Source organism: Thiosulfatihalobacter marinus (assembly GCF_016019955.1).
GTDB classification, from domain to species: Bacteria; Pseudomonadota; Alphaproteobacteria; order Rhodobacterales; family Rhodobacteraceae; genus Shimia; species Shimia marinus_A.
The window spans coordinates 162,503-188,502 of record NZ_JAECRZ010000001.1 but is presented as its reverse complement, the minus strand read 5'-3'; the positions used below and the strand labels follow the sequence as shown (position 1 = coordinate 188,502).

Here is a 26,000-nt window from a genome sequence, read left to right as displayed (position 1 = left end):
TTCAATATAGGTTTGCTCATGACTATCCTGACCCTTGTCGAAAGCATTGGCGAAGCCCCCACGGCGGCGGTTCTCGGCCTGATGACCGGGCTGGTCTTCGGCGTCGCCGCGCAACGCTCGCGCTTCTGCCTGCGCGCGGCCACGGTGGAATTCGCCCGCCGGCGGCTGGGCGACAATGTCGCGGTGTGGCTGCTGACCCTCTCCACCGCCATAGTCTGGGTGCAGGGCGCACAGGCGCTTGGGCTGATGCGCGCCGCCGATGCCCGCATGATGGCCGTCCCCGGAAGCTGGTCAGGCGCGATCCTGGGCGGGCTGATCTTCGGCGTCGGCATGGTGCTCGCGCGCGGATGCTCGGGACGGCTGCTCGTGCTGGCGGCCACCGGCAACCTGCGCTCGGTCGTGTCCGGCCTGATCTTCGCGGTCGTCGCCCAGATGAGCCTCTCCGGCCTGCTGTCGCCCCTGCGCGACCGGCTTGCCGGGCTGTGGATCACCTCGGGCGGGCGCAATGTCGATCTGATCGCCGCGCTGGGCCTGCCCGAATTGTCCGGCCTGTCCTTGGGCGCGGCCATGGCGCTCGTGGCGCTGACGATCGCGCGGCACAACCGCATCGGCGCGGCACGGCTGATCTTTGCCTCCGGCGTCGGCTTCGCCGTCGCACTGGGCTGGGTGCTCACCTTTGGCCTGGCCCAGGTCGCCTTCGATCCGGTCCAGATCGAAAGCGCCACCTTCTCCGGCCCCTCGGCCCGCACGCTGATGTTTTTCCTGGATCGCAACGCGGTGCTGGAATTCGATATCGGCCTCGTGCCCGGGGTGGTGCTGGGCGCCTTCCTCTCGGCCCTGTTGGCCGGACAGTTCCGGTTTCAGGGCTTTGAGGACGAAGCCAATATGCGCCGCGCCATCCTCGGCGCCGTCCTGATGGGATTCGGCGCCATGCTCGCGGGCGGCTGCGCCATCGGCAACGGCGTCACCGGCGGATCGATCTTCGTCGCCACCGCCTGGCTCGCGCTGCTTGCCATGTGGCTGGGCGCCATCGCCACGGATTTCCTCGTCGATCAACGCGGCAATGCGCCCGCCCCGGCCTGACCCCCGTCTTCATTTTGCCCGAAATACTCCGGGGGAATCGCCGCTTTGCGGCGATGGGGGCAGCGCCCCCCTTGACCTAGCCCGCCAAAGACCGCACATGACACCCCATGAGCACCACCGAGAAAATCGCGCTGATCACCGGCGCATCGCGCGGCCTGGGCGCCGCATTGGCCGAAGCCCTCGCGCCAGAGTACCACATCGTTGCCGTCGCCCGCACCACCGGCGCGCTGGAAGAACTGGATGACCGCATCCAGGCCAGGGGCGGCAAGGCCACGCTGGCGCCGATGGACATCACCAATGTCGATGCCATGGCCCAGCTCTGCCGCTCGATCCATGACCGCTGGGGCAAGGTCGATCTGTGGCTGCACACCGCCATCCACGGCGCCCCGCTCACCCCCGCCGGACATATCGACCCGAAAGACTGGGACAAATCCGTGCGCATCAACCTCGAAGCCACCGGCCGCCTGGTCCCTTTCCTCACCCCCCTGCTGGGCGACGACGGGCACGCCGTGTTCTTCGAAGACACCCATATCGGGGAAAAGTTCTTCGGCTCCTACGGCGCCACCAAGACCGGCCAGATCGCCCTTGTGCGCAACTGGCAGGCCGAAAATGCCCGGATCGGGCCACGCGTGTCGATCCTCGCGCCGCAACCGATGCCCACCGGCCTGCGCGCCCGCTTCTATCCCGGCCAGGACCGCGATGCGCTGACCAGCCCGCTGGACGAGGCCGCCCGCCTTCTGGCCATGCTCTGAACCGCCCCACTTGCTCCCCGTCACAGGCTCCACTAGACAGGGCAAAGGCGACAAGCGGGGCAGGCCATGCGCATTCTGATCACCAATGACGACGGCATCAATGCCCCGGGCCTCGCGGTGCTGGCCAGGATCGCCGCCGAGGTGGCCGGACCGGATGGCGAAGTCTGGACAGTGGCGCCCGCCTTCGAACAATCCGGCGTCGCCCACTGCATCAGCTACACCCACCCCACGATGATCGCCCGAATGGGCGACCGCCGCTTTGCCGCCGAGGGCAGCCCGGCCGATTGTGTGCTCGCCGGGGTGCATGACGTGATGAAGGGCACCCCGCCAGACCTGATCCTGTCGGGTGTGAACCGGGGCAACAACTCGGCCGAAAACGCACTCTATTCCGGCACGCTGGGCGGCGCCATGGAAGGCGCGCTCCAGGGCATCCCGGCCATGGCGCTGTCGCAATATCTCGGCCCCGCGAATGCCACCGCCGAAGACCCGTTCGATGCCGCGGCGCAATACGGCGCCGATGTGGTACGCAAGGTGCTGGCGGCGGCGCCCGCCGACCCCGGCGCATACCGGCTGTTCTACAACATCAATTTCCCGCCCGTCATGGCCGATGACGTACGCGGCATCCGGGCCGCACCGCAAGGGATGCGCCAGGGCACCTGCTTTTCCGTCGAACCGCACGCCTCCCCCTCGGGGCGGCGGTTTTTGTGGGCGCGCGGCGGCAATCAGCAGGCCCCGACAGAACCGGGCAGCGATGCGGCGGCCAATCTTGACGGCTACATCTCGGTCACGCCCATGCGCGCCGACCTCACCGCCCATGACGCGCTGGCCGCGCTGAAAGACATCGAATGAGCGACCCCGACACCAGCGCCGCCGAACGCAAGATGCAGTTCCTCTTCGCGCTGCGCTCGCGCGGCGTCACCGATCCGGCGGTGCTGACGGCCATGGAACGTATCGACCGGGGCCGGTTCGTGCGGGGTCTGTTTTCCGAACGCGCCTACGAGGACACGCCGCTGCCCATCGCCTGCGGTCAGACCATCTCACAACCCTCGGTTGTCGGCCTGATGACCCAGGCGCTGCAAGTCAGCCCGCGCGACAAGGTGCTCGAAGTGGGCACCGGCTCGGGCTACCAGGCCGCGATCCTGTCGCTGCTGGCCCGCCGGGTCTATACCGTCGACCGGCACAAGCGCCTGGTGCGCGAGGCGCGCGAGATATTCGAGGCGCTGGACCTCGTCAACATCACCGCCTTCACTTCGGATGGCAGCTTCGGCCTGCCCGACCAGGCCCCCTTTGACCGCATCATCGTGACCGCCGCCGCCGAAGACCCGCCCGGCCCGCTCTTGGCCCAGCTCAAGATCGGGGGTATCATGGTGCTGCCCGTGGGCCAGTCGGATGCGGTGCAAAGCCTGATCCGCGTGCGGCGGACGGAAACCGGGTTCGACTATGACGAAATGCGCCCGGTGCGCTTTGTGCCCCTGATCGAAGGCATCGCGCGCGAAAATTGAGCATTCCGGGCCGGTTTTCCCCTTGGTTTTGGGCACAAACCCGCGCATCCGGATATTGACGAGTGACAGAACTGGCCCCGGCGCAAGACCATTCCTAAAAGGGCCGCATGTGAGGACATCGAGATGGCAGTATTTCCTGCACGTACCGCACGGATGACAATGGCGGGCCTGTCGCTCGCCTTTGTGGCGGCTTGCGCCGACGGGTTCGATCTGGACCTGCGCAGCGGGCTGGGCGCCGGGCTGGACACTACCACCGCCGCCAAATCCGCCACCGCCAAACGCCCCCAGCCGGACAATCGCGGCATCATCTCCTATCCCGGCTACCAGGTGGCCGTGGCCCGGCGGGACGACACGCTGGCCGATGTGTCCGCGCGTGTCGGCATACCCACGGGCGAACTGGCCAGGTACAATGGCATCCAGCCCGAAGCCAAACTGCGCCAGGGCGAGATTGTCGCCCTGCCCTACAAGGTGGCCGAACCTTCCGGGGCCACCGGCGGCAGCGGTGTCGTTCGCCCCCCTGACAGCAATGTCGACATCGCCGCCCTGGCCGGCAGCGCAATCGACAAGTCCAGGCCGGACGTGGCCACCGAAAGGCTGGCCCCCGCGCCCGAACCCGCCGCCAGGGACACGCCCCAGACCGGCTATGAGCCGATCCGCCACAAGGTCAAGCGCGGCGAAACCGCCTTTACCATTTCACGGCTCTATGATGTTTCGGTGCGGGCGCTGGCCGAATGGAACGGGCTGGACAGCGATTTCACCATCCGCGAGAACCAGATCCTGCTGATCCCGCCAGTCGATCCTGCCGCCAAAAGGACATCCACAACGGCGACGGCCGCAACCACCACCGCCGCTGTCTCTGCCACGCCCAAGCCGGGCCAGGGCTCGCCCACGCCGACCCCACCCAGCGCCTCCAAACCGCTGCCCGCGGACGATACCGCAACCCCGGTGGCAAAACCGGCCTCGCCCGATCTGGGCAAGTCGCAAACCACGACCTCCCGGATGAGCTATCCGGTGGATGGCAAGATCATTGTCCCCTATTCCAAGGGCAAGAACAACGGCATCGACATTGCCGGCGAGACCGGCAAACCGGTCATGGCGGCCGCCGATGGCGAGGTTGCCGCGATCACCAGGGATTCCGACGAGAACCTGATTGTCGTCATCCGCCACCCCGACAATCTGATGACGGTCTATTTCAACGTCGCCGACATTTCGGTCGCCAAGGGCGACAGCGTCAAGCGGGACCAGAAAATCGCCGTCGTGCCCGCCAAAAGCAGCTTCGTGCATTTCGAACTGCGCAAGGGCTTCGACAGCATCGACCCGATGCCGTACCTGAACTGACGCGTCCGGGCGCGTCCGGCCCGCCGCCCCGGAGCGGGCATCTCTATGCGTCGATCACCACGCCCCGCCGCCCGGCCAGGTCGGTGAAATACTGCCACGCCACCCGGCCCGAACGGGATCCGCGCGTCGCCTGCCACTCGATCGCCTCGGCCCACAGCGTGTCGTCGTCGATCTCCACCCCATACGCCGCGCAATAGCCCCGGATCATCTCCAGATACGCATCCTGACCGCACGGATGAAATCCCAGCCACAGACCGAACCTGTCGGACAGGGACACTTTTTCCTCCACCGCCTCGGACGGGCTGATCGCGCTGGAGCGCTCGTTCTCGATCATGTCGCGCGGCATCAGGTGGCGCCGGTTCGACGTGGCATAGAACACCACATTGTCGGGCCGCCCCTCGATCCCGCCATCCAGCACCGCCTTCAGGCTCTTGTAATGCTGGTCGTCATGGGAAAACGACAGGTCGTCGCAAAACAGCAGAAACCGCTCGCCGCGCCCGCGCAGCAGGTTCAAGAGCCGCGATACGCTGGGCAGGTCCTCGCGCTGCAATTCCACGATCTTGAGATCCAGCCCCCGCGCCAGCACCTCGGCATGGACCGCCTTCACCAACGAGGATTTGCCCATCCCGCGCGCGCCCCACAACAGCGCGTTGTTGGCGGGCAGCCCGCGCGCGAACTGCACCGTGTTCTCCAGCAGCGTATCGCGCGACCGGTCGACCCCGACCAACAGCTCCAGCGCCACCCGGTTGATGCGCGCCACCGGCTCCAGCCGGTCCGGCTCCACATGCCACACAAACCCATGCGCGGCCCCGAAATCCGGCGCGGCCAGCGGCGCGGGCGCCATCCGTTCCAATGCCCCGGCAATGCGGTTCAGCGTGTCGTTGTCCATCCTGGCCCCCTCTTGATCGCGCCGCCCAGAAACCATGTTCCGCGTCCGCGGGCAAGGGGCCGGCGCGCCATCAAAAAGGGCGCGCCCAACCGGCGCGCCCCGTTTCCTTCGGACCGTTTCCTTCGGACCGGTCCCGACCCGCCTCAGGCCTTGCCGGCGGCGTCGTCGTCCTCGTCCGCGTCGAACTCATCCATCAACGGATCGTCGAACGCTTCCTCGTCATCCTCGAACCACACCCCTTCAGCCTTCAGCTTTTCCTTGCGGGCCTTCTCAACCCGCCTGACCAGGAAAATCGACACCTCGTACAGCCCATAGACCACCGTGAACAGGATCAGCTGTGTCACCACATCCGGCGGCGTCACCAGCGCCGCCAGCACAAGGATGCCGACCATGGCGTATTTTCGCACCCGGCCCAGCCCCTCGGCGCTGACCAGCCCGGCCTTGCCCATCAAGGTCAACAATACCGGAAGCTGAAAACACAACCCAAAGGCAATGATGAATTTCAGCGTGATATCAAGGCTTTCGTTGACCTTCCCAAAGAACGTCACCTTGATCCCGTCCTGGGTTTCGGGAACCATCACGGCATCGCCCGGCATTTCCGGCGCGGCCCCTGACAGCAGGTTGGCAAAGATCGAACTGACATCGGCAAAGCCCAGAAAGAACGACATCGCCAGCGGTGTCACCACGAAATGCGCAAAGGACGCGCCCAGCAGGAACATGAACGGCGACGCGATCATGAACGGCAGCAAGGCCCCCTTTTCGTTCCGGTACAGCCCCGGCGCCACGAACCGCCACATCTGAAAGGCGATCACCGGAAAGGCCAGCGCAAAGCCGAAGACCAGCGAAATGCGGAACAGCGTGAACAGATATTCCTGCGGCGATGTGTATTGCAGCGTCGGCGACGGATCCCCCAGCGCCCGCAATGACGCCTCGATCGGCGTCAGCAGGAAATTCAGGATATGCACCGCGATGAAATCGCCACCGATCGGAATGAACATCACGCTGACGCCGATCAGCAAAGCGATCACGGACCGGATCAGCCGCGTGCGCAGTTCGGCCAGATGCTCGATCAACGGGGCAGAGCTGTCCTCGATCTCGTCGGTATTGGTGGTCATGCCTTGTCCTCGGGCAACGTGTCAGCCGGCGCGCCTTGCGCCGCGGCGGCCTCGGCGGCGGCGGCCTCCTCTGCGGCTTTTCTCTCCAGCGCCTTGCGGGCCGTGGCCTCGCGGATCTTCTTGGCCGCGTCGGCGCGCTCCTGCGACAACTTGCCGGTTTCGCTGTCCGGATCCAGGTCCAGCTTGGTGAACGAGCTGGCCGAGTCCTTGACCGCATCGCTGGCCGCCTTCATCGGGTTGGACATCTTGTTCAACCCGTCCGTGGCCGATTTCAGACTGTCGGCCACGTCCTTGACCCCGGCCTGGTCGGCGGCATCGTTCATCGCGCTTGAAAACTCGCGCGCCATCGCCTTGGCCCGGCCGACAAACTTGCCCACTTGCCGGAACAGCACGGGCAAATCCTTGGGGCCCACCACGATCAGCGCGACGATGCCGATCACCAGAAGCTCTGCGAAACCCAGATCAAACATGGGATGTCAAACCCCGGCTCAGACTTTGTCTTTTTCGTCTTCGGGCGTCACATCCTTGGCCGCGTCGGCAGCTTCTTCCTGCTCCAGCTCCTTCTGACCCTCGTTGATGCCCCGCTTGAACGACGTGATGCCCTTGCCCACCTCGCCCATCAGCCCCGAGATCTTGCCCCGGCCAAACAGCACCAGCACCACGATCGCGATCAACAGAAGGCCCGGCAGACCAATATTTCCAATACCCATGATGGTTCTCCTCTCGACGGGCGCCCCCGCCCGGTACATGACGCCCCTGTCCTAGCGCGTTGCCAGAGCCGCGAAAAGCGCCAAACCTATCGCCCGCGCGGCGTTTTGGGGGTGTTTTGTCACTTGTTTTGCCATTATCCTGTCAGTTGCCAGTTTTTTGTCAGTTAAGGCCCTCTCGGATGAAACGTGCAGACCGGCTTTATGCCCTGATCGATATCCTCAAGGATGGCCGGCTGCACCGTGCCCAGGACATGGCCGCGCGGCTGGGCGTGTCCATGCGCACGATCTACCGCGACATGGATACGCTCGCGGCCTCCGGCATCCCGGTCGAGGGCGAACGCGGGCTGGGCTATACCGCGCGCGCCGCGATCACACTGCCGCCGCTGAACCTCACGGAATCCGAACTTGAGGCGCTGCATATCGGGTTGGCGGTGGTTGGCTCCAGCATGGAAGGCGAACTGCACGCTGCCGCCGAAACCCTCTCGGCCAAGATCGATGCGGTGCTGCCCGAAGACAGCCGCGCCCCCCCCAAAAGCTTCGGCTTTGCCGTCTACCCCTTTGCCGACGCCGCACAGGGCTTTCGCCATCTCGCGCCGCTGCGCACCGCAATCCGCGCCCGCCAGAAACTGCGTCTGACCCTTTCGGACGGACACCGGATCGATACACGCCCGCTCAAACTCGACTATTGGGGCCGGGTCTGGACATGCGTGGTCTGGAACGAAACCGCCGACGCCTTCGAAACCCTCCGGCTGGACCGGATCGACAGCGTCGCCATCCTGCCCGGCCTGTTTGTCGACGAACCGGGCAAGCGGTTGCAGGATTACGACGCGTCAGGAACGGTTTCCCGCCGTTAACCGCGTACGCCGGGTTAACACCGGCGGCGCCGCCCCCTGATGCCGACGCCATACCGACGCAATACCGACGTGGCGCCGAACTGCAAATCCCAGCAAAACAACGCCGTTAACCATCGAATCGCGAAACTGACCGGCTTGGGACGGCCCTCAGCCCCTGGACGGAAACACAAAGCACCGATCCCGCCGGATCGTCAGCCACAGCGGTGTGCCTTTGGCGGGCAGGAACACGTTGGGCACGGTCACTTTCAATTCGCTTCCGTCGTAGTCCATCCGGAATTCCACAAGGCTTTCATTGCCCATGAACCGCGCCCGATTCACCACGCCGCGCGCCGCCACCCCGTCGCTGGCGGTGGGCAGCGGTCCCTTGCCATCGCGATCGAAATCCAGCTTCAGGTGTTGGGGGCGGATCACGATATCCACCCTGGCCCCATCCGCCAGCCCCGGCGTCAGGAACTGACCAAAGGGCGTATCGGTCAGCGCGCCCTTGCTTGTCCCTCGTATCACGTTGATATCGCTGAAAAAAGCAACTGCTTCGCGATCAACCGGTGCGTTGTAGATATTGTATGGTGCGCCCTGTTGCACGATCTTGCCCTGCCGCATCAGCGCGATCTCGTCGGCCATGCGCATCGCCTCTTCCGGCTCGTGCGTCACCAGCATCACCGCCGTGTCTTCTTCTTTCAAAAGGCTTAATGTCTGGTCGCGGATCTCGTCGCGCAAGCGATTGTCCAAACCGGAAAACGGTTCGTCCATCAGCATGATCCGGGGGCGCGGTGCCAGCGCGCGGGCCAGGGCGATCCGCTGCTGTTCACCCCCCGAAAGCACATGCGGAAACTTGTCAATGGCCCAGCCCAGGTTGACCCTGGCCAGCAAGGCCTCGACCCGCGCCCGCTTTTCGGCGCGCCCGCCCTTGAGGCCAAAGGCGACATTATCCGCCACACTCAGATGCGGAAAAAGCGCAAAGTCTTGAAACATAAGGCCAATCTGGCGCCTCTCGGGCGGAATGCGGAACACGGTGTCGCAAACCAGATTGCCATCCACATAGATCTCGCCACTGTCCTGCATGTCGACCCCGGCGATCATCCGCAGGGTCGTTGACTTGCCACAGCCCGACGGCCCCAACAGGCACAATACCTTGCCCGGCATGATCTTCAACGACACGTCATCCACCACCTGCCGATCGCCAAAGGCGCGACGCAGGTGGCGCACTTCCAGCCGGGGTGGTGGGGTCTGTTCTGGCTGCGACTGCACGTGGGCCTCTTGCAATCCCCGAGGGAAATCATCGGGTTTCGCCGATCTCTATCAGCCCCCCTGCCCCGCTTCAACCCTGCGAACGCATCGCAGCCGCAGGCGCGGGCGCCGCCTCATCGGCCCCGGCGGCATGTTCCGCCACCGGGACATCCAGGCAATCTTCGCTGAAACAGCGGGGCTTTCAGGCAACCCCCTTGTGCCACCCGTTACAGCGTGGCGTTGATGTTGCCCCCATCCAGCAGGATGTTCTGCCCCACCATAAAGCTGGCATATTGCGAGCACATGAAGGCGCAGGTGGCCCCGAAATCGCGCGGGTCGCCGTCCCGGCCCGCCGGGATCGACGACTGGCGCGCTGCACGCGCCTCTTCCACCGATTTCCCGTCCTTGGCTGCATTTCCCGAATCCAGCGCCGCGATCCGGTCGGTGTCGTGACTGCCGGGCAGCAGATTGTTAATATTCACTCCGTAAGGTGCCACCTGCCGCGAGGTTCCGGCAACGTATCCCGTAAGCCCGGCGCGCGCCGAATTCGACAGGCCCAGCACGGCGATCGGTGCCTTAACCGATTGTGAAGTAATGTTGACGACCCGGCCCCAGCCGCGCTCCATCATGCCCGGCACCAGCGCCTTCATCAGCGCGATCGGCGCCAGCATGTTGGCGTCCAGCGCCTTGATGAAATCTTCGCGATCCCAATCCGTCCACATGCCCGGCGGCGGACCACCGGCATTGTTTACAAGGATATCAACACCTTGCGCCGCCTCGATCAGCGTCGTTTGCCCCTCGGGCGTGCTTACGTCACAGGCCACGGTGACAACATCCACCCCGAATTCCGTGCGGATCGCCCCTGCCGCCGCCTCCAGCGCATCAGCGCCGCGCGCGTTCATGATCAGGTCGACACCCTCGGCGGCCAATGCGCGGGCACAGCCCAGCCCCAGCCCCTTGGACGACGCACATACCAGCGCTCGTTTACCCTTGATTCCCAAATCCATGCGATTCTCCCCGTTGCGTTGCCCCGAACAAATACCCGATTTGCCCGGGATGCCAGCGTCTTGCCCGCGCTCTGGCGCGATACTGCCACATTTTTCGTTTATCCCTTGATCAAACACCTACTTCAAGAGACCCTGCCACCATGTCACCCCAACGCCCCGAAACCGCCCAGCCGTCCCAGCGCCTGCCCGTCTTCCGGGCTGACATGCTGCGCGTCACCAACGGGGCCAATCTGGGCGACGGCCTGTCATATGCACAGGAAATGGTGCCCGACGATACCTATGCCCTGGCGACGGGGGCCGAGCCGCAAAGCCTGTCTCTGGGCGTTGACGGGGAGGGGCAATTTCACATCGCGCATGACAGCACGTTGGGCGCACAGAACGCCCGCATCTTCCTGGATTGCGTGGCCACGTTCATGCCGCCCTCGGGGGGCACCATAGAAGTGCTGGTTCTGGTCGAGGTCGACGACGACGGCAACATTTCCGAAATCTACGGTGCCCCGCTGGCGCCACTTGGCCTCAAGACAGACTATGTTCTTGTCGGGATCGACACGGAAAACGCGGTTGCCCGGCTGGCGCAACTGGCCTGTGTCAGCTTTACCCGTGGCACGCGCATCACCACCGCCACGGGCGAACAGAAACCGATCGAGACATTGCAGGTGGGCGACCGCATCCTGACCCGCGATGACGGCCCGCAGGAAATCCGCTGGATCGGCCATACCGTCCAGCGCGCCGTTGGGGAATTTGCCCCGATCCTGATCACCGCCGGTACGCTGAACAACACCGATGATTTGCGCGTCAGTCCCGATCACCGGCTGTTCATCTACCAGCGTCACGATCATATCGGCGCGGGCCGGTCCGAACTGATGGTCAAGGCCCGCCACATTGTAAACGGCAATAGCGTGCGTGTTCAGGAGGGCGGATTCGTCGACTATTTTCAGCTGATGTTCGACAGTCACCAGATCATCTTTGCCGAGGGAATCTCTGCCGAAACGTCGCAGATCGACACCCGAACGCAAGCCATGCTACCGGGCGACATGCAAAGCAAGCTGCCCGGCAATCAAAGCCGGCGGCATCTGGAATACGAAGTGCACAAAAGCCTGCTTGACCGCCCCGACGCCGCCGAACTTCTGAAACGCGCCTCCTCCAAGTAACGCGCGCTTTTCCTTGCGAATTGTCGCGCGCCCACCTATACGCGCGCTCATGTTGGACACCGCCTCGAACCGCCCCGAATTGCCCGCCGAAATCGCGCGCCGCCGCACCTTTGCGATCATCTCGCACCCGGATGCGGGCAAGACCACCCTGACCGAGAAATTCCTTCTGTACGGCGGCGCCATCCAGATGGCCGGACAAGTGCGCGCCAAGGGCGAAGCGCGCCGCACCCGTTCGGATTTCATGAAGATGGAACAGGACCGGGGCATTTCGGTTTCGGCTTCGGCAATGTCGTTCGATTTCGGCCCCTACCGGTTCAATCTCGTAGACACGCCGGGCCACTCGGACTTTTCCGAAGACACCTATCGCACCCTGACGGCGGTGGATGCGGCGGTGATGGTGATCGACGGCGCCAAAGGTGTGGAAAGCCAGACGCAAAAACTCTTTGAAGTCTGCCGCTTACGCGACCTTCCTATTCTGACTTTCTGCAACAAGATGGACCGGGAAAGCCGCGATACGTTCGACATCATCGACGAGATTCAGGAAAACCTGGCCATCGACGTGACTCCGGCAAGCTGGCCCATCGGCATGGGGCGCGAGTTCATGGGGTGCTATGACCTGCTGAACGACCGGCTGGAACTGATGGACCGGGCCGACCGCAACGTTGTCGCGGACTCGGTTGAAATCAAGGGGCTGGATGATCCGAAACTCGCCGAACATATCCCGGCGCATCTGCTGGAGAAATTTCTGGAAGAGGTCGAGATGGCGCGCGAATTGTTGCCCGCGCTGAACCCGCAATCTGTGCTCGAAGGGCATATGACCCCGATCTGGTTCGGCTCGGCAATCAACTCCTTTGGCGTGCGCGAACTGATGCAGGGCATCGGCAATTACGGCCCCGAACCGCAGGTGCAAACCGCGCAACCGCGCAAGATTTCGCCCGAAGAAACAAAGGTTTCCGGCTTTGTCTTCAAGGTTCAGGCCAATATGGATCCCAAACATCGCGACCGCGTCGCCTTTGTGCGCATGGCCTCGGGCCACTTCCGGCGCGGCATGAAGCTGACCCATGTACGGTCCAGGAAACCGATGGCCATTTCCAATCCCGTGCTGTTCCTGGCCTCGGATCGCGAACTGGCCGAAGAGGCCTGGGCCGGCGATATCATCGGCATCCCCAACCACGGCCAACTGCGCATCGGTGACACCCTGACCGAAGGCGAGGCGCTGCGCGTCACGGGCATTCCGTCTTTCGCGCCGGAACTGCTGCAAGGCATCCGCGCGGGCGACCCGATGAAGGCCAAGCACCTGGAAAAGGCGCTGATGCAATTTGCCGAGGAAGGCGCCGCCAAAGTGTTCAAGCCGATGATCGGTTCGGGCTTTATTGTCGGAGTTGTCGGCCAGCTGCAATTCGAAGTGCTGGCCAGCCGGATCGAACTGGAATACGGGCTGCCCGTGCGGTTCGAACAAAGCCAGTTCACCTCGGCGCGCTGGGTGAACGGTTCGCGTGAAGCCATTGACAAATTTGCCAATTCCAACAAACAGCATATCAGCTATGACCATGACGGCGACGTGGTGTACCTGACCCGCCTGCAATGGGATATCGACCGGGTCGAACGCGATTATCCCGACATCAAGCTGACGGCGACAAAGGAAATGATGGTCTGACCCGATCCGCAATTGCATGGGAAAACCCGCCGTGCAATTCTGCCGCCATGACGGATGAAGACCTCACTTATCCCGGCGGGTTGCCCGCCCTGCTGGAGCGCTATGAGGGGCGGCGCGACCCGTTCAATTTCGGCCCCGACTCGCTTCCACCGCTGGACTGTGATCTGGGCGCCCTCAAATCGGCCCTTGTCCCCGCCAGCGCCGCCAAGAAACAGCCCGACGATCCGCGCACGTCCTGGGCCTGGAAACGCCGCGACATCGCGCGCGAATTTGTCGGCAACTCGGAACTTGCCTGCCTGAATGGCCTGCTCATTTCCAACCTGCGCAAGCGCGCCCATCCCGATCACGCCCCGGCGCTGTTCCGCCGCCTCTGGGCAGAAGAGGCCGATCACCTGATCGGCGCGCTCAGCCTGCGCTGGCTTGTCTCCTCGGTGCAAACCTTTGCCGATCATGGCAATACCCCGACACAGCGCGAAGTGGGTCATGCCCTGCGCATGTTGTTCGGGATGATGAAACTCTATGAGTTCGAGCGCACATTCAGCGGCAAGTCCCCGGATCAGGCATTTGGTTTCGGGCGCCGGGTCAAGGCACGTCTTCCGCTGGACATGGAAAGTTTTTCCCTGAAATCCGGTGGGTTGGACATCAATCTTGTCGCACCGGTCTGGGATCAGGCGCGGGGCGATCCAGTGATCGGCCCGCTGGCCTGCCACCTTCTGGAAGAACTCAACCGCGAGCCGGGCGGCATTTTCCGGCGCCTGAAAACCATGCGCATCCGGCGCGAACGTCAGGTGGCGCGCGAATGAGCCGCTGGGGGATTGTCGCCACGATCAAGGCTCCGGCCCGCGAAATCCTGGATTTCGTGGCGTATCACCTGGACCTGGGTGCCGAACACCTCTTCATCTATCTCGACAATCAGAACCCGCGCGCCCAGCAGGCGCTGGAGGCCCACCCCAGGGTCACGGTCACGCGCACCGATGGCGATTATTGGGCGGCGCTCGGGCGCAAGAAGCCGGAACGTCACCAACCCCGCCAGACCGCCAATGCCAGCCACGCCTACCGGAACGCGACCGGGTTGGAGTGGCTGGCCCATATCGACGTGGACGAATTCCTGTGCCCCTCGCGCCCCGTGTCCACGCTGCTCTCCGGTCTGCCCGACGACATCCAATGCGCCCGCGTGCGCCCCGCCGAAGCGCTGGCAAGCGACGGTATCGACGGGCTTGACCCAGCCGCCACCTATTGCAAGGCCTGGATGCCCGGTGGCGACAGCCGGATCGGCCTGGAAAAAGACCTGTACCCCAATTTCGGCGGCTACCTGCGGGGCGGGTTTGTCAGCCATTTTGTCGGCAAGATCTTTATCCGTACGGGCCTTGGCCCGGTCGATTTCCGCATTCACCGGGGCATGATTGCCAAGCAGGAAATCGGCCCCCGGATGGTGATGGACGGGATCGAACTGTGTCACCGCCATATTTCCGGATGGGATGCCTGGCAGAAGATCCTTGATTATCGGATGACCAGGGGCAGCTACCGCAGCGAGTTGAAACCCACCCGCAAACCCGAGCTTGGCGGGCTGTCGCTGCACGAGTTGTTCACCTTTCTGCTGGCCGAAGGCGGCGAGACCGCCCTGCGCGACTTTTACGCCGAAGTCTGCCAGGCCCGTCCGGAATTGCTGGACAAGCTGAAGGATAACGGCCTGCTGCGCGTCTTTCACCTGGACCTCGACAGCAAAAGAGGGAAACAATTTCCTGATTTTGGCTAGATTGATGCTGAATCAGCAAAAGCGCCCTGTCGAACCACAGGCTTTGTTGACCATTCGCAGACCTTGCGATACAAGGCCCGCGTGGGACATTGACACGCTGCCATGCGAGGCCATCCGGGCCTGACCCAACACCAGATGCTACGGGCCAACCAGTGTCCGTAAACCACGGATACACATGACAAAATTTTCCGACTTGAACCTCAACCCGAAGGTGCTGAAAGCGGTCAGCGAAGCGGGCTACGAAACTCCCACCCCAATTCAGGCCGGCGCGATTCCGCCCGCCCTTGAAGGCAAGGACGTGTTGGGCATTGCCCAGACGGGCACGGGCAAAACGGCCAGCTTTACGCTGCCGATGCTGTCCCTGCTGGCACGGGGCCGCGCCCGGGCGAGAATGCCGCGCAGCCTTGTTTTGTGCCCCACGCGGGAACTGGCCGCTCAGGTGGCCGAAAACTTTGATACCTATTCCAAGCACCTGAAACTGACCAAGGCGTTGCTGATTGGCGGCGTCAGCTTCAAGGAACAGGATTCGCTGATCGACAAGGGCGTGGACGTGCTTATTGCCACGCCAGGCCGGTTGCTTGACCATTTCGAACGCGGCAAGCTGTTGCTCACCGGTGTTCAGGTCATGGTCGTGGACGAAGCCGACCGGATGCTGGACATGGGCTTCATTCCCGACATCGAACGAATCTTCTCGCTCACACCGTTCACCCGGCAGACACTGTTTTTCTCGGCGACCATGGCGCCGGAAATCGAACGGATCACCAATACGTTCCTGTCCGCCCCGGCGCGGATCGAGGTTGCGCGCCAGGCCACGGCGTCGGAAACCATCGAACAGGCCGTGGTCATGTTCAAGGCCAGCCGCCGCGACCGAGAAGGCAGCGAGAAACGCAAGGTTCTGCGCGCGCTGATCGACAGCGAAGGCGACAAATGCACCAACGCGATTATCTTCTGCAACCGCAAGACGGATGTGGATATCACCGCGAAATCGCTCAAGAAATACGGCTATGACGCGGCGCCAATCCATGGGGATCTGGACCAGAGCCAGCGCACACGCACGCTGGATTCGTTCCGCAATGGAGAGTTGCGGATTCTCGTGGCGTCTGACGTGGCCGCGCGTGGGTTGGACGTGCCCGCCGTCAGCCATGTGTTCAACTTTGACGTTCCCGGCCACGCCGAGGATTACGTGCACCGCATTGGCCGCACCGGGCGCGCCGGACGTGAGGGCAAGGCGTTCACCATCTGCACCCCCCGCGACGAAAAAAACTTCGACGCCGTGGAAAAGCTGATCCAGAAGGATATCACCCGGGTCGAAAACCCGGCCAGGCCGACAGGCAAGCCAGACAAGGCCGTGACATCCGAGAAGCCGGAAAAGCGGGAAAGCACACGCAGTTCGTCGCGCAAGGCCGGCGACAAGCCCGAGGCGAAAGAAGCGCAAATTGCCGAGATCGCGCCCAAGCAACGGACCGAAAAGCCTGACAGCAGCCGCTCCGGCAGCACCCGCACGCGCAGCCGTGGCGGGCGCGACAACGACAAGAAAATTGTCGGCATGGGCGATCACATGCCCTCGTTCATCGCGCTCAGCTTCGACGAGCGCGACGCCAGCTGACCCCCTAGTCGATCAGCCTGTCCCCCCTCAAACCTGCCCGTTCCAGATGAACGGGCAGAACACGGCCATAAAGCTGCCGTGTGCGTTCGGGCGACCCCACCATGTCGGGCTGTTCGACATAGGAAAAGATCGCAACATAGCGTGGTGTTGCCCCCCGTAATGGCGCAACCCGGTGCAGCGAATAGCGCCCCTTGAACAATTGCAGGTCGCCCGGCTCCAGATGTAACACCGTCACCCGGTCCGAGCGGTCTTCAAGCACGCGCGACACTTCTTCGAAATTCTCACTGTCCGATCGGATATTGGGGGCATATTCAAACGCACCGCCCTCTTGCGCGTTTTGAATTGCGAGTGTGACGGTGAAATTATTGGTGTCAAAATGCCATGGAAACCCATTTCCTTCGGTCGCCATGTTCACGATCACATCGGCCAGCGGATCGGCATAGCGAAAGAACCTGCCGTCAGGTTCTTGCAAGCACGCCTGAATGAACCGGTCAAAGCCGGAACTGTCATGCACAATACGCAGCGGCCCGTGTTTGGCAAAATTGTCCGCTGCAATGAAGCAGTTCGAACGCTCAAAGAAGCGCCGCCGCGGATGATCCGCCGGAAGCGAGGGATCGTCGGTGGTAAAATAGGGGTTGGTGCGGTTAAAGCTGCGATGCCCCCGCCCTGCAACGCCATCGGCCTCTGCCGCAATGGCGCGCACACCGAGCGGCGTCAAAAACCCCTTGAGAACCGCGCATCCATCCTGCGCCAGGGACGCACGCACATCCTCTAACAGCGCAGACCGCGCAGCGCCTTCCCGATGGATCGGGTAGCGGTCATAATCGATCAGATCGGCGGCAGAATAGGGCATGTTGATCTCCCCGGGAACATATCCAAAGGAAACCGCCCCACCCTGCCCCAATCTGTTCCGTTTTCGCCGTTTGCGCGTCGGTAACAGGCCGCCGCTCAGCTCAACCGGCTGATAATCACCGTGGTTTCAGGTTTCTTGCCGATCTCTGCCTGACACCCGTTGCGCGCAATGCGCCGCAACTCGCCCCCCAGCTTGTCGTCATCGGCCAGAGTTTTAGCCCCCGCACGCCCCAGAAACTGACTCAGGTCTTCTTCCAGAACATCCACAAGCGGAGCGTCCGACCGGCCCAGTTCCGGCAGGCCCTTCAGCTCCACCCAGGCTTCGCCCAGCGGTTCGTCGTCCTCGTCCAGGATCACCGAAACGGTAATATGCCCGTTCAGCGCCACCCGGATGCGATCCCGCACGATACCGTCAAGCGCCCCGATCTGCACCGATCCGTCCAGATAGGTCCGCCCGGTTTCGACATAGCCGGCAATAGAGGGCGCCGCCCCGCTGAGGTCCAGCATGGTGCCGTTCACCGCCACGATAGACCCGCGCCCACCCTCGGCGGCCAGCTTGGCATGTTCGCGCAAATGCCGGTGTTCACCGTGATTGGGGATCACCATTTCCGGGTCCACAATGTCATGCAGCCGCTTGAGATCAGGCCGGTTGGCATGGCCCGAAACGTGGTAGCGCCCCGAACTGTCATCCACCACGTCAACCCCCATTTCCGAAAACTGGTTGACCACGCGGATCACACCGCGCTCGTTGCCCGGAATGGTCTTGGAGGAAAACAGGAACAGATCACCTTCTTTCAGGGTGATGCCGTTGTATTTCCCACGCGCCAGCTGGGCGCTGGCCGCGCGCCGTTCGCCCTGGCTGCCGGTCACGATCAGCATCAGGCTTTCACGCGGAATCTGCGCCGCCTCCTCGGGGCTGATCACCTTGGGAAAATCCGCCAGCACACCGGTGGTGATCGACGCTTCGATCATGCGCCGCATCGCCCGCCCCATCAGGCAGACAGAGCGCCCGGCGCGTTGTCCGGCCTCGGCCAGGGTTTTTACCCGCGCCACGTTCGAGGCAAAAGTCGTGGCCACCACCATTTGCGGCGCGTTCGCCACCAGCGTTTCGATTTCCGGGCCCACGCTGGCCTCGGAACGGCCGGCATGTTCCGAAAACACGTTGGTCGAATCGCAGATCAGCGCCTTTACGCCCGGTTTCGCCACATCGGCCCACAGATCGGCGTCAAATGCCTCGCCCACCACCGGGGTTTCATCCAGCTTGAAATCGCCCGAATGGATCACCCGTCCTGCCGGACTGTCGATCACCAATGCCGCGCTTTCGGGAATGGAATGGCTGATCGGAAGGAACCCAACGGTAAACGGCCCGGCGCTGGTTGTCTCGGGCCAGGCCGACACCGTCCGCACCGCCTCTTCGGGCTGGCCCCGGTCGGCCATCTTGAACCGCGCCAGATGCGCAGTAAAGGCGCGCGCATAAACCGGCACGCCCAGACGATCCCAGTAATGCCCGATGGCGCCGACATGATCCTCATGCGCATGGGTGATGAACACAGCCTCCAGCCGGTCCTTGTTTTCGGCCAGCCAGGTAATATCGGCAAAGATCAGGTCCACGCCGGGGCTGGTATCCATGTCGGAAAACGCCACGCCCAGATCAACAAGGATCAGCCGTTCCTTCCCTTCGGGGCCATAGCCATAAACATAGGCATTCATACCTATCTCGCCCGCCCCACCCAGGGGCAGGTAAATCAGTCGATTATCGCTCACGCGGCGGTATCCTTGTTGTATTTGTGAATCACGGTCAGGCCGTGCATTGTCAGGTCTTCTTCGAAACAGTCGAACAGATCGACCGATTGCTGGAACAACGGCGCCAGCCCGCCTGTCGCGATCACTTGCATGGGCCTGTCGCGCTCGGCCTTGATCCGGTCACAGATTTCACGCACCAGCCCGACATAGCCCCAGAACACCCCGGATTGGATGCAGGCCACGGTATTGGTGCCGATCACCGCCAGGGGCTTGGCGATATCCACATGCGGCAGCGCGGCGGCGGCATTGTGCAGCGCCTCCAGGCTCAGGTTCACACCCGGCGCGATCACCCCGCCAATATAGGCCCCGTCGCTGGCCACAACGTCAAACGTGGTCGCGGTTCCAAAATCCACCACAATCAGATCCCCGCCATGACGGTCAAACGCCCCGGCCGTGTTCACAAGCCGGTCCGGCCCCACAATCGTTCCCTCATCCACCCGCGCCTCCACAGGCAGGCGACATTCCGGTTTGCCAACAACCAGCGGACGGCAATTGAAAAACCGGTCGGCAAAGACACGCAGGTTGAACACCACCCGCGGCACGGTCGAACTGATGATCACTTCAGAGATGTCCAGATCGATCTCGTAATGCTTGATCAACGTCGAAAACCAGGTGAAATACGCGTCAGCCGTGCGCGCGTGATGGGTAGACGTGCGCAAGGTGCACAGGAATTTTTCACCATCCCAGATCGAAAACACCGTGTTGGTGTTGCCGCAATCAATCGCCAGAAGCATAGGCGCGTTTCCTTGTCTCAGCCTCAGAAAAAGACATCCGCCGCCGGAATGGCGACACGGCCCTTCGCGGTGTTCAACACCAGATTGCCGTTCAAGTCCACCGTTTCAAAGACGCCCGCGATTTCGTCCCGCGCCATACGCGCCGTGATCACCTCGCCCAGTCGCGCCGCCCGCTCCAGCCAGGCCGCGCGGATTGGGGCAAACCCATAGGTGACGAAACTGGCCTCCCGGCGCGCATAGGCCAAGGCCAATAGGTCCAGAAAAGCCTCTGGTGTCTGCTCAATTCCCATCTCCGAAAGCAATGCCACCGGGCGCAAGGCGCGTGTCTCAACATCACGCCCCGCCGGCGCGCTGCGCAAATTGACCCCGATCCCAATCGCCAGATGGCGAACCCTGCCCCCGGCCATCCCGGCGCTTTCCAGCAATATGCCCGCCACCTTGCCGCCATTCAGCAAAACGTCATTCGGCCACTTTAGCGCAATGCAATCCGTGCGCCCGATCGCTTCGGCAATTGCATCATAAAGCGCCAGTGCCGCAACAAAGCTGCGCAGCGCCACCTGGTCCGGGCTCTCGCCAGGGCGCAGAACCAGCGTTGCAGAGAAATTGCCCGCCGGATCGGCCCAGGCCCTGCCCCGGCGCCCGCGACCCCTGGTCTGACGCAATCCCAAAATCCACTCCGGCCCGGACAGACCATCGGCAATCCGCATGGCTTCGGCATTGGTACTGTCCACCTCGGCCAACACCCGCCGTCCATAGCCCTCTGGCCAGTCCCTCGCCTTCATTTTGCCAAAAATACTCCCGCCGGAGGCATCAATTCAAAAAAAGCGACGCGCCCCCCGGGCGCGTCACCTTCAAACAACCGAAACTTCCGGCAAACCGGCTCAGTTGACCAGGGCCAGCGACGCGGCCTGCGCGACAGTTTCAATGCCAAACAGATTCACCACGCCCAGCAGCATCGCCGCGGCCGATGCCATCAGGAACACGTACTGCACCACAGAGCGGCCCTTATCCAGCGCCTCGCCCTCTTCGCCAAAATACATGTAAAAGACGATGCGCAGATAATAAAATGCGCCAACCACCGACGCGACCACACCCAGCACCGCCAGCCATGCCAACCCGGCTTCATAAGCCGCACGCAGCACGTAGAACTTGCCGAAGAATCCCACCAGCGGCGGAACGCCGGCCAGCGAGAACAACAGGATCAGCATCGCCAAAGCGCGGCCCGGCTCGCGCCTGGCATACATGTTCAGCGACGTAATATCCGTCACCGGCTGTCCGTCACGCTCCATCGACAGGATAAAGGCAAAGGTGCCCACATTCATCGTGACGTAGATCACCATATAGATCAGCATCGCCTGCACGCCAAAGGCCGTGCCCGCCGCCAACCCCATCAGCGCATATCCCATATGCGCGATCGACGAATAGGCCATCAGGCGCTTGATATTGCGCTGACCGATCGCCGCAACAGCCCCCAGGAACATGCTCAGCACCGACAACAGCGCGACGATCTGCTGCCAGTCGCCAACGGCGCCACCAAAGGCGTCATGCAGCACCCGCGCCAGCAAACCCATGGCCGCAACCTTGGGCGCTGTGGCGAAAAAGGCGGTGATCGGCGTGGGCGCGCCCTCGTACACGTCAGGCGTCCACATGTGGAACGGCACGGCCGATACCTTGAAGGCCAGCCCGGCAGTCACGAAGGTCAGACCGAACAACAGGCCCAGCGGAATATGGCCTTCGCCCGCCGCTTCGATAATCCCGGCAAAATTCGTGGTGCCGGCAAAGCCATAAACCAGCGATGCACCATACAACAGCAGACCCGAACTCAGCGCGCCCAGTACAAAGTACTTCATGCCCGCTTCGGTCGATTTCACGCTGTCGCGGCGCAGCGACGCCACAACATAAAGTGCCAGGGATTGCAGCTCCAGCCCCATATACAGCGCCATCAGGTCGCCAGCGGAAACCATCATCATCATGCCAACCGCCGACAGGGCGATCAGGACCGGATATTCAAACCGCAACATGCCGCGGCGGCTCATGTAGTCCTGCCCCATGATCAGGACGGCAGCCGCCGAGAACAGGATCGTGACCTTGGCAAAGCGCGAGAACCCGTCATCCTGGAACATGCCGTCAAAGGCCAGGTTTTCGCCCGCCCCCGTCATGCCGATCCACGCGCCCAAAAGGACGAAAACAATGGCCGTCAGCCAGGTCAGCATCGGCGCCAGCTTGTCTTTGCCGCCGTAAACCGCCCCGATCAGCGCGACCATCGCGTAGACCGACAGCAGGATCTCGGGCAGGATGATATTCAGATCAGCCTGGATCATGTCTCAAGCTCTCCCTAGTGCGATGTCATCTGGTTGCCCGAGGGGGCATTGGCCAGAGCGGTTTCATAGTTGGAAATCAGATTCTCGACCGATGGGCCGATGATGTCCGTTACCAGGGCCGGATACACCCCCAGCAACAGGGTCATGGCCACCAGCGGCGCGAAAATCCATTTCTCGCGCGCGGTCATGTCCTGGATCGTCTTCAGGCTTTCCTTGATCAGGTCGCCCAGAACCACACGGCGATAAAGCCACAATGCGTAGCCCGCCGAGAAAATGACGCCCGAAGTTGCCACCAGCGCCACCCAGGTATTGACCTGGAAAATCCCCACCAGGGTCAGGAACTCGCCGACAAATCCAGATGTACCAGGCAGGCCGACATTGGCCATGGTGAAGAACATGAAGATCAGCGCATAGGCCGGCATCCGGTTCACAAGGCCACCATAGGCATCGATCTCGCGGGTGTGCATCCGGTCATAGATCACGCCCACACACATGAACAGCGCGCCCGAGATGAAGCCGTGGCTCAGCATCTGGAAAATGGCGCCGTCAATGCCTTGTTGGTTCGCCGCGAAGATCCCGATTGTCACATACCCCATATGGGCCACGGACGAATAGGCGATCAGCTTTTTCATGTCTTCCTGAACCAGCGCGACCAGCGAGGTATAGACGATCGCGATGGCCGACAGCCAGAACACCAGCGGCGTCATAAGTTCGGAACCGATCGGAAACATCGGCAGGCTGAAGCGCAGGAAGCCATAGCCGCCCATCTTCAACAGGATCGCCGCCAGCACCACCGACCCGGCCGTGGGCGCCTGAACATGCGCATCCGGCAACCAGGTATGCACCGGCCACATCGGCAATTTCACCGCAAAGCTGGCAAAGAAGGCAAGGAACATCAGCGTTTGAAGACCGCCAATCACCTGAATGCCCAGCACCGAAATCGTTTCCGATGCAAAGGTGTGGTTCATCAGTGTCGGAATGTCAGTCGTGCCCGCATCCACGAACATTCCGACCAGCGCCACCAGCATCAGCACCGACCCAAGGAAAGTATACAGGAAGAACTTGAAGCTGGCGTAAATGCGATCTTTTCCGCCCCAGATCCCGATAATCAGGAACATCGGGATCAGACCCGCTTCGAAGAACAGGTAGAACAGCACCAGATCCAGCGCCATGAACACGCCCAGCATCAGCGTTTCCAGCAACAGGAAGGCGATCATGTATTCCTTGACGCGCCGCTCCACACCCCAGGACGCCCAGATCACCAGCGGCATCATGAACGTGGTCAGCATGACGAACAGCACCGAGATACCGTCCACGCCCAGCTTGTATTTCAGGCCCAGCAGCCAGTCGCGTTCCTCGACAAACTGGAAATCGGTGTTTTGCGGATCGAACCCGGCCAGAACGAATAGCGACACCAGAAAAGTGATCACCGTGGCCACCAGGGCGACCCATTTGGCATTACGCTGCGCCGCGGCCTCTTCGCCGCGCAGGAAGATGGCGAGGATCGCCGCCGCCAGCGCGGGAATGAAGGTGACGAGAGAGAGCAGGCTGTCGTTCATTATTGCGCTCCTCCGCTGAGCGTCATCCATGTGATCAGCACGACGATGCCAATCACCATGGCAAAGGCGTAAGTGAAGATGTAACCAGACTGCGCCCGCCCCGCGAGCCGCGTGACCCAGGGAACAATGCCCATGGCCACGCTGTTGATCGAGCCGTCAATGACATTCCCGTCGCCGCGCTTCCACAGGAACCGTCCAAGTGCTTTTGCCGGGCGCACAAAAAGGAAGTCGTAGATTTCATCAAAGTACCACTTGTTCAGCAGGAACAGGTACAAGGGACGCTGGCTCTCGGCTGCCTTTGCCGGCATCGACGGGTTCCAGACATAGAACCACAGCGCGAAAATCAGACCGATGACCATGGCCACGAAGGGGCTGACCTTGACCCATTTGGGGGCATAGTGCGCCTTGGACAAAACCTTGTTGTCCGGGGCCATGAAGATCGCGCCCTTGGGCGCCTGGGCAGGATCCGAAACGGCCACCGGCTTGGCGCTTTTGGTTTCCTTGACAGCGGCATCGCCCTCGCCATGCCCGGTTTTTCCCTCGACAGCTTCATAAGGAATGCCGAAGAACTTGTTGACCTGTTCCGTGCTGCCAAAGAACGACCCGTACCAGATCATCCCCGAGAAAATCGCACCCAGCGCCAGCACGCCAAGCGGGATCAGCATGACTTTGGGGCTTTCATGCGCATGGTCATGCGTATGTTTGTTGCCGCGCGGCTCTCCGAAGAAGGTCAGGAACATAAGCCGCCAGCTGTAGAAGCTGGTGAACAGCGCCGCGATGACCAGCATCCAGAACGCGTATCCGCCATCTGTGCCCGCATAGGCGCTTTCGATGATCGCGTCCTTGGACAGGAATCCGGCAAAACCGATTGTCGTCAGCGGAATGCCAACACCGGTGATGGCCAGCGTGCCGATCATCATCGCCCAGTAGGTATAGGGGATCTTCTTGCGCAGCCCGCCATAGTTGCGCATGTCCTGTTCGTGATGCATCGCGTGGATCACCGAACCGGCCCCCAGGAACAGCATCGCCTTAAAGAAAGCATGGGTCAGCAGGTGGAACATGGCCACCGAATAAACGCCTACGCCCGCCGCCACGAACATGTACCCCAGCTGGGACATGGTCGAATAGGCGATCACGCGCTTGATATCGTTCTGCACCAGACCGATGGTCGCGGCCACAAAGGCCGTGGTGGCGCCAAGGAAGGTGATAAAGGCAGTCGCCTCGGGCGCGTATTCCATCAGCGGCGACATGCGCGCCACAAGAAAGACACCGGCCGTCACCATGGTGGCGGCATGGATCAGTGCCGACACAGGGGTCGGGCCTTCCATCGCGTCCGGCAACCATGTGTGCAGGAAAAGCTGTGCCGATTTGCCCATCGCGCCAACAAACAAAAGGAAGGCCAGCAGGTTGGCGGCATTCCATTCGCGCCACAGGAATTCCAGCTGCGTGTCCGCCAGCGCCGGGGCGGCGGCAAAGATGTCGTCAAACTTGATGCTGTCGGTCAGATAGAACAGGCCGAAAATCCCCAGCGCAAAGCCGAAATCGCCCACCCGGTTGACCACAAACGCCTTGATCGCCGCCGCATTGGCCGAGGGTTTCTTGTAGTAGAACCCGATAAGCAGATACGAGGCAACGCCCACACCTTCCCAGCCAAAGAACATCTGGATCAGGTCATCCGCCGTTACAAGTGCCAGCATCGCAAAGGTAAAGAATGACAGGTAGGCAAAGAAACGCGCCTTGTAATGCTCGCCCTCGCCCCAGGCCTCGTCATGCGCCATGTATCCGACCGAATACAGATGCACCAGCGCGGACACCGTGGTGACAACGATCAGCATGATCGCGGTCAGCCGGTCCACCCGGATCGACCACGCGGTATCAAGCGTGCCCGACTGGATGAAATTCATGATGTGGATCTGCTGGGTTTCGCTACCCAGGCTCAGGAACACGATCCAGCTCAGCAGGCAGGCCAGGAACAACAGGCCGGTCGTGATCCACTGCGCGGCGCGTTCGCCGGTCAGCCGCCAGCCGAACCCTGCAATCAGGCTGCCGACAAGCGGGGCAAAGAGGATGATCTTTTCCATTTG

Annotated in this window: 24 protein-coding genes; 11 read left to right on the top strand and 13 right to left on the bottom strand. The window is 62.4% G+C overall.

The window, feature by feature from the left end; genetic code table 11:
• Positions 1-18: 18 nt before the first annotated feature.
• From I3253_RS00875 to I3253_RS00855, 5 genes are all read left to right on the top strand, one after another.
• Complete coding sequence (locus I3253_RS00875) at positions 19-1,083, top strand: YeeE/YedE family protein (RefSeq protein WP_197915733.1); 1,065 nt, start codon at positions 19-21, stop codon at positions 1,081-1,083.
• A gap of 107 nt (positions 1,084-1,190) precedes the next feature.
• Positions 1,191-1,835: an SDR family NAD(P)-dependent oxidoreductase gene (locus tag I3253_RS00870; RefSeq protein ID WP_197915732.1), complete on the top strand. Its 645-nt coding sequence runs from the start codon at positions 1,191-1,193 to the stop codon at positions 1,833-1,835.
• Between the two features lie 66 nt (positions 1,836-1,901).
• Positions 1,902-2,684, top strand: coding sequence for a 5'/3'-nucleotidase SurE (gene surE / locus I3253_RS00865; protein WP_197915731.1), 783 nt, complete (start codon positions 1,902-1,904; stop codon positions 2,682-2,684).
• Complete coding sequence (locus I3253_RS00860; protein WP_197915730.1) at positions 2,681-3,337, top strand: protein-L-isoaspartate(D-aspartate) O-methyltransferase; 657 nt, start codon at positions 2,681-2,683, stop codon at positions 3,335-3,337. Before surE ends, I3253_RS00860 begins: the two co-directional genes overlap by 4 nt.
• 123 nt (positions 3,338-3,460) lie before the next feature.
• Complete coding sequence (locus I3253_RS00855; protein WP_197915729.1) at positions 3,461-4,675, top strand: M23 family metallopeptidase; 1,215 nt, start codon at positions 3,461-3,463, stop codon at positions 4,673-4,675.
• Positions 4,676-4,718: 43 nt separating this feature from the next.
• Here I3253_RS00855 and I3253_RS00850 read toward each other — a convergent pair whose 3' ends face one another.
• The 4 genes from I3253_RS00850 to I3253_RS00835 form a co-directional block, all read right to left on the bottom strand.
• Complete coding sequence (locus I3253_RS00850; protein ID WP_197915728.1) at positions 4,719-5,564, bottom strand: ATP-binding protein; 846 nt, start codon at positions 5,562-5,564, stop codon at positions 4,719-4,721.
• A 143-nt stretch (positions 5,565-5,707) separates the two neighbouring features.
• Entirely contained in the window at positions 5,708-6,679 is a 972-nt protein-coding gene (gene tatC, locus I3253_RS00845) for a twin-arginine translocase subunit TatC (protein ID WP_197915727.1), read from the bottom strand.
• Entirely contained in the window at positions 6,676-7,149 is a 474-nt protein-coding gene (gene tatB / locus I3253_RS00840) for a Sec-independent protein translocase protein TatB (RefSeq protein ID WP_197915726.1), read from the bottom strand. The genes tatC and tatB overlap by 4 nt, the downstream gene beginning before the upstream one ends.
• An 18-nt stretch (positions 7,150-7,167) precedes the next feature.
• Positions 7,168-7,389, bottom strand: a complete 222-nt coding sequence (locus tag I3253_RS00835; protein WP_197915725.1) for a twin-arginine translocase TatA/TatE family subunit — start codon at positions 7,387-7,389, stop codon at positions 7,168-7,170.
• Positions 7,390-7,568: 179 nt separating this feature from the next.
• Between I3253_RS00835 and I3253_RS00830 the strand changes: the two genes are divergently transcribed.
• On the top strand, positions 7,569-8,243 hold the full coding sequence (locus tag I3253_RS00830; protein ID WP_197915724.1) for a helix-turn-helix transcriptional regulator: 675 nt from the start codon (positions 7,569-7,571) through the stop codon (positions 8,241-8,243).
• Between the two features lie 147 nt (positions 8,244-8,390).
• On the opposite strand, the gene I3253_RS00825 is transcribed toward I3253_RS00830, so the two are convergent.
• Positions 8,391-9,491 carry an ABC transporter ATP-binding protein gene (locus I3253_RS00825; protein ID WP_332255658.1) on the bottom strand — a complete coding sequence of 367 codons (1,101 nt, stop codon included), beginning with the start codon at positions 9,489-9,491 and terminating at the stop codon, positions 8,391-8,393.
• Positions 9,492-9,697: 206 nt separating this feature from the next.
• Positions 9,698-10,477, bottom strand: a complete 780-nt coding sequence (locus tag I3253_RS00820; protein WP_197915723.1) for an SDR family oxidoreductase — start codon at positions 10,475-10,477, stop codon at positions 9,698-9,700.
• Positions 10,478-10,617: 140 nt separating this feature from the next.
• On the opposite strand from I3253_RS00820, the gene I3253_RS00815 reads away from it, so the two are divergent.
• The 5 genes from I3253_RS00815 to I3253_RS00795 all read left to right on the top strand — a co-directional run bounded on the left by I3253_RS00815 (position 10,618) and on the right by I3253_RS00795 (position 16,647).
• Positions 10,618-11,628 carry a Hint domain-containing protein gene (locus I3253_RS00815; RefSeq protein WP_197915722.1) on the top strand — a complete coding sequence of 337 codons (1,011 nt, stop codon included), beginning with the start codon at positions 10,618-10,620 and terminating at the stop codon, positions 11,626-11,628.
• Positions 11,629-11,677: 49 nt separating this feature from the next.
• A complete protein-coding gene (locus tag I3253_RS00810; RefSeq protein WP_197915721.1) occupies positions 11,678-13,285 on the top strand; it encodes a peptide chain release factor 3 in 1,608 nt (535 codons plus the stop codon).
• A gap of 47 nt (positions 13,286-13,332) precedes the next feature.
• Positions 13,333-14,088, top strand: coding sequence for a hypothetical protein (locus tag I3253_RS00805; RefSeq protein ID WP_197915720.1), 756 nt, complete (start codon positions 13,333-13,335; stop codon positions 14,086-14,088).
• The gene (locus tag I3253_RS00800; RefSeq protein WP_197915719.1) at positions 14,085-15,041 is read left to right on the top strand and encodes a glycosyltransferase family 2 protein; all 957 of its coding nucleotides are present in this window, start codon (positions 14,085-14,087) and stop codon (positions 15,039-15,041) included. The genes I3253_RS00805 and I3253_RS00800 overlap by 4 nt, the downstream gene beginning before the upstream one ends.
• 175 nt (positions 15,042-15,216) lie before the next feature.
• Entirely contained in the window at positions 15,217-16,647 is a 1,431-nt protein-coding gene (locus I3253_RS00795) for a DEAD/DEAH box helicase (RefSeq protein ID WP_197915718.1), read from the top strand.
• A 4-nt stretch (positions 16,648-16,651) separates the two neighbouring features.
• Here I3253_RS00795 and I3253_RS00790 read toward each other — a convergent pair whose 3' ends face one another.
• From I3253_RS00790 to nuoL, 7 genes are all read right to left on the bottom strand, one after another.
• A complete protein-coding gene (locus I3253_RS00790) occupies positions 16,652-17,500 on the bottom strand; it encodes a HalD/BesD family halogenase (protein ID WP_197915717.1) in 849 nt (282 codons plus the stop codon).
• A 95-nt stretch (positions 17,501-17,595) separates the two neighbouring features.
• Positions 17,596-19,263, bottom strand: coding sequence for a ribonuclease J (locus I3253_RS00785; protein WP_197915716.1), 1,668 nt, complete (start codon positions 19,261-19,263; stop codon positions 17,596-17,598).
• A complete protein-coding gene (locus I3253_RS00780) occupies positions 19,260-20,036 on the bottom strand; it encodes a type III pantothenate kinase (protein WP_197915715.1) in 777 nt (258 codons plus the stop codon). Before I3253_RS00780 ends, I3253_RS00785 begins: the two co-directional genes overlap by 4 nt.
• Positions 20,037-20,059: 23 nt before the next feature.
• A complete protein-coding gene (locus I3253_RS00775) occupies positions 20,060-20,818 on the bottom strand; it encodes a biotin--[acetyl-CoA-carboxylase] ligase (protein WP_197915714.1) in 759 nt (252 codons plus the stop codon).
• Positions 20,819-20,917: 99 nt separating this feature from the next.
• Positions 20,918-22,357: an NADH-quinone oxidoreductase subunit NuoN gene (gene nuoN, locus I3253_RS00770; protein WP_197915713.1), complete on the bottom strand. Its 1,440-nt coding sequence runs from the start codon at positions 22,355-22,357 to the stop codon at positions 20,918-20,920.
• Positions 22,358-22,371: 14 nt separating this feature from the next.
• Positions 22,372-23,946, bottom strand: coding sequence for an NADH-quinone oxidoreductase subunit M (locus I3253_RS00765; RefSeq protein ID WP_197915712.1), 1,575 nt, complete (start codon positions 23,944-23,946; stop codon positions 22,372-22,374).
• Positions 23,916-25,997, bottom strand: a complete 2,082-nt coding sequence (gene nuoL / locus I3253_RS00760) for an NADH-quinone oxidoreductase subunit L (RefSeq protein WP_197915711.1) — start codon at positions 25,995-25,997, stop codon at positions 23,916-23,918. The genes I3253_RS00765 and nuoL overlap by 31 nt, the downstream gene beginning before the upstream one ends.
• Positions 25,998-26,000 lie beyond the last annotated feature (3 nt).

Coding starts and splice junctions, on each gene's coding strand:
- I3253_RS00810 (WP_197915721.1), top strand. CDS start 11,678: ATGTTGGACACCGCCTCGAACCGCCCCGAATTGCCCGCCGAAATCGCG.
- I3253_RS00795 (WP_197915718.1), top strand. CDS start 15,217: ATGACAAAATTTTCCGACTTGAACCTCAACCCGAAGGTGCTGAAAGCG.
- I3253_RS00820 (WP_197915723.1), bottom strand. CDS start 10,477: ATGGATTTGGGAATCAAGGGTAAACGAGCGCTGGTATGTGCGTCGTCC.
- I3253_RS00800 (WP_197915719.1), top strand. CDS start 14,085: ATGAGCCGCTGGGGGATTGTCGCCACGATCAAGGCTCCGGCCCGCGAA.
- I3253_RS00830 (WP_197915724.1), top strand. CDS start 7,569: ATGAAACGTGCAGACCGGCTTTATGCCCTGATCGATATCCTCAAGGAT.
- nuoL (WP_197915711.1), bottom strand. CDS start 25,997: ATGGAAAAGATCATCCTCTTTGCCCCGCTTGTCGGCAGCCTGATTGCA.
- I3253_RS00870 (WP_197915732.1), top strand. CDS start 1,191: ATGAGCACCACCGAGAAAATCGCGCTGATCACCGGCGCATCGCGCGGC.
- I3253_RS00860 (WP_197915730.1), top strand. CDS start 2,681: ATGAGCGACCCCGACACCAGCGCCGCCGAACGCAAGATGCAGTTCCTC.
- I3253_RS00875 (WP_197915733.1), top strand. CDS start 19: ATGACTATCCTGACCCTTGTCGAAAGCATTGGCGAAGCCCCCACGGCG.
- I3253_RS00850 (WP_197915728.1), bottom strand. CDS start 5,564: ATGGACAACGACACGCTGAACCGCATTGCCGGGGCATTGGAACGGATG.
- I3253_RS00790 (WP_197915717.1), bottom strand. CDS start 17,500: ATGCCCTATTCTGCCGCCGATCTGATCGATTATGACCGCTACCCGATC.
- I3253_RS00835 (WP_197915725.1), bottom strand. CDS start 7,389: ATGGGTATTGGAAATATTGGTCTGCCGGGCCTTCTGTTGATCGCGATC.
- I3253_RS00815 (WP_197915722.1), top strand. CDS start 10,618: ATGTCACCCCAACGCCCCGAAACCGCCCAGCCGTCCCAGCGCCTGCCC.
- surE (WP_197915731.1), top strand. CDS start 1,902: ATGCGCATTCTGATCACCAATGACGACGGCATCAATGCCCCGGGCCTC.
- I3253_RS00765 (WP_197915712.1), bottom strand. CDS start 23,946: ATGGATGACGCTCAGCGGAGGAGCGCAATAATGAACGACAGCCTGCTC.
- I3253_RS00805 (WP_197915720.1), top strand. CDS start 13,333: ATGACGGATGAAGACCTCACTTATCCCGGCGGGTTGCCCGCCCTGCTG.
- tatC (WP_197915727.1), bottom strand. CDS start 6,679: ATGACCACCAATACCGACGAGATCGAGGACAGCTCTGCCCCGTTGATC.
- I3253_RS00855 (WP_197915729.1), top strand. CDS start 3,461: ATGGCAGTATTTCCTGCACGTACCGCACGGATGACAATGGCGGGCCTG.
- tatB (WP_197915726.1), bottom strand. CDS start 7,149: ATGTTTGATCTGGGTTTCGCAGAGCTTCTGGTGATCGGCATCGTCGCG.
- I3253_RS00775 (WP_197915714.1), bottom strand. CDS start 20,818: ATGAAGGCGAGGGACTGGCCAGAGGGCTATGGACGGCGGGTGTTGGCC.
- I3253_RS00780 (WP_197915715.1), bottom strand. CDS start 20,036: ATGCTTCTGGCGATTGATTGCGGCAACACCAACACGGTGTTTTCGATC.
- nuoN (WP_197915713.1), bottom strand. CDS start 22,357: ATGATCCAGGCTGATCTGAATATCATCCTGCCCGAGATCCTGCTGTCG.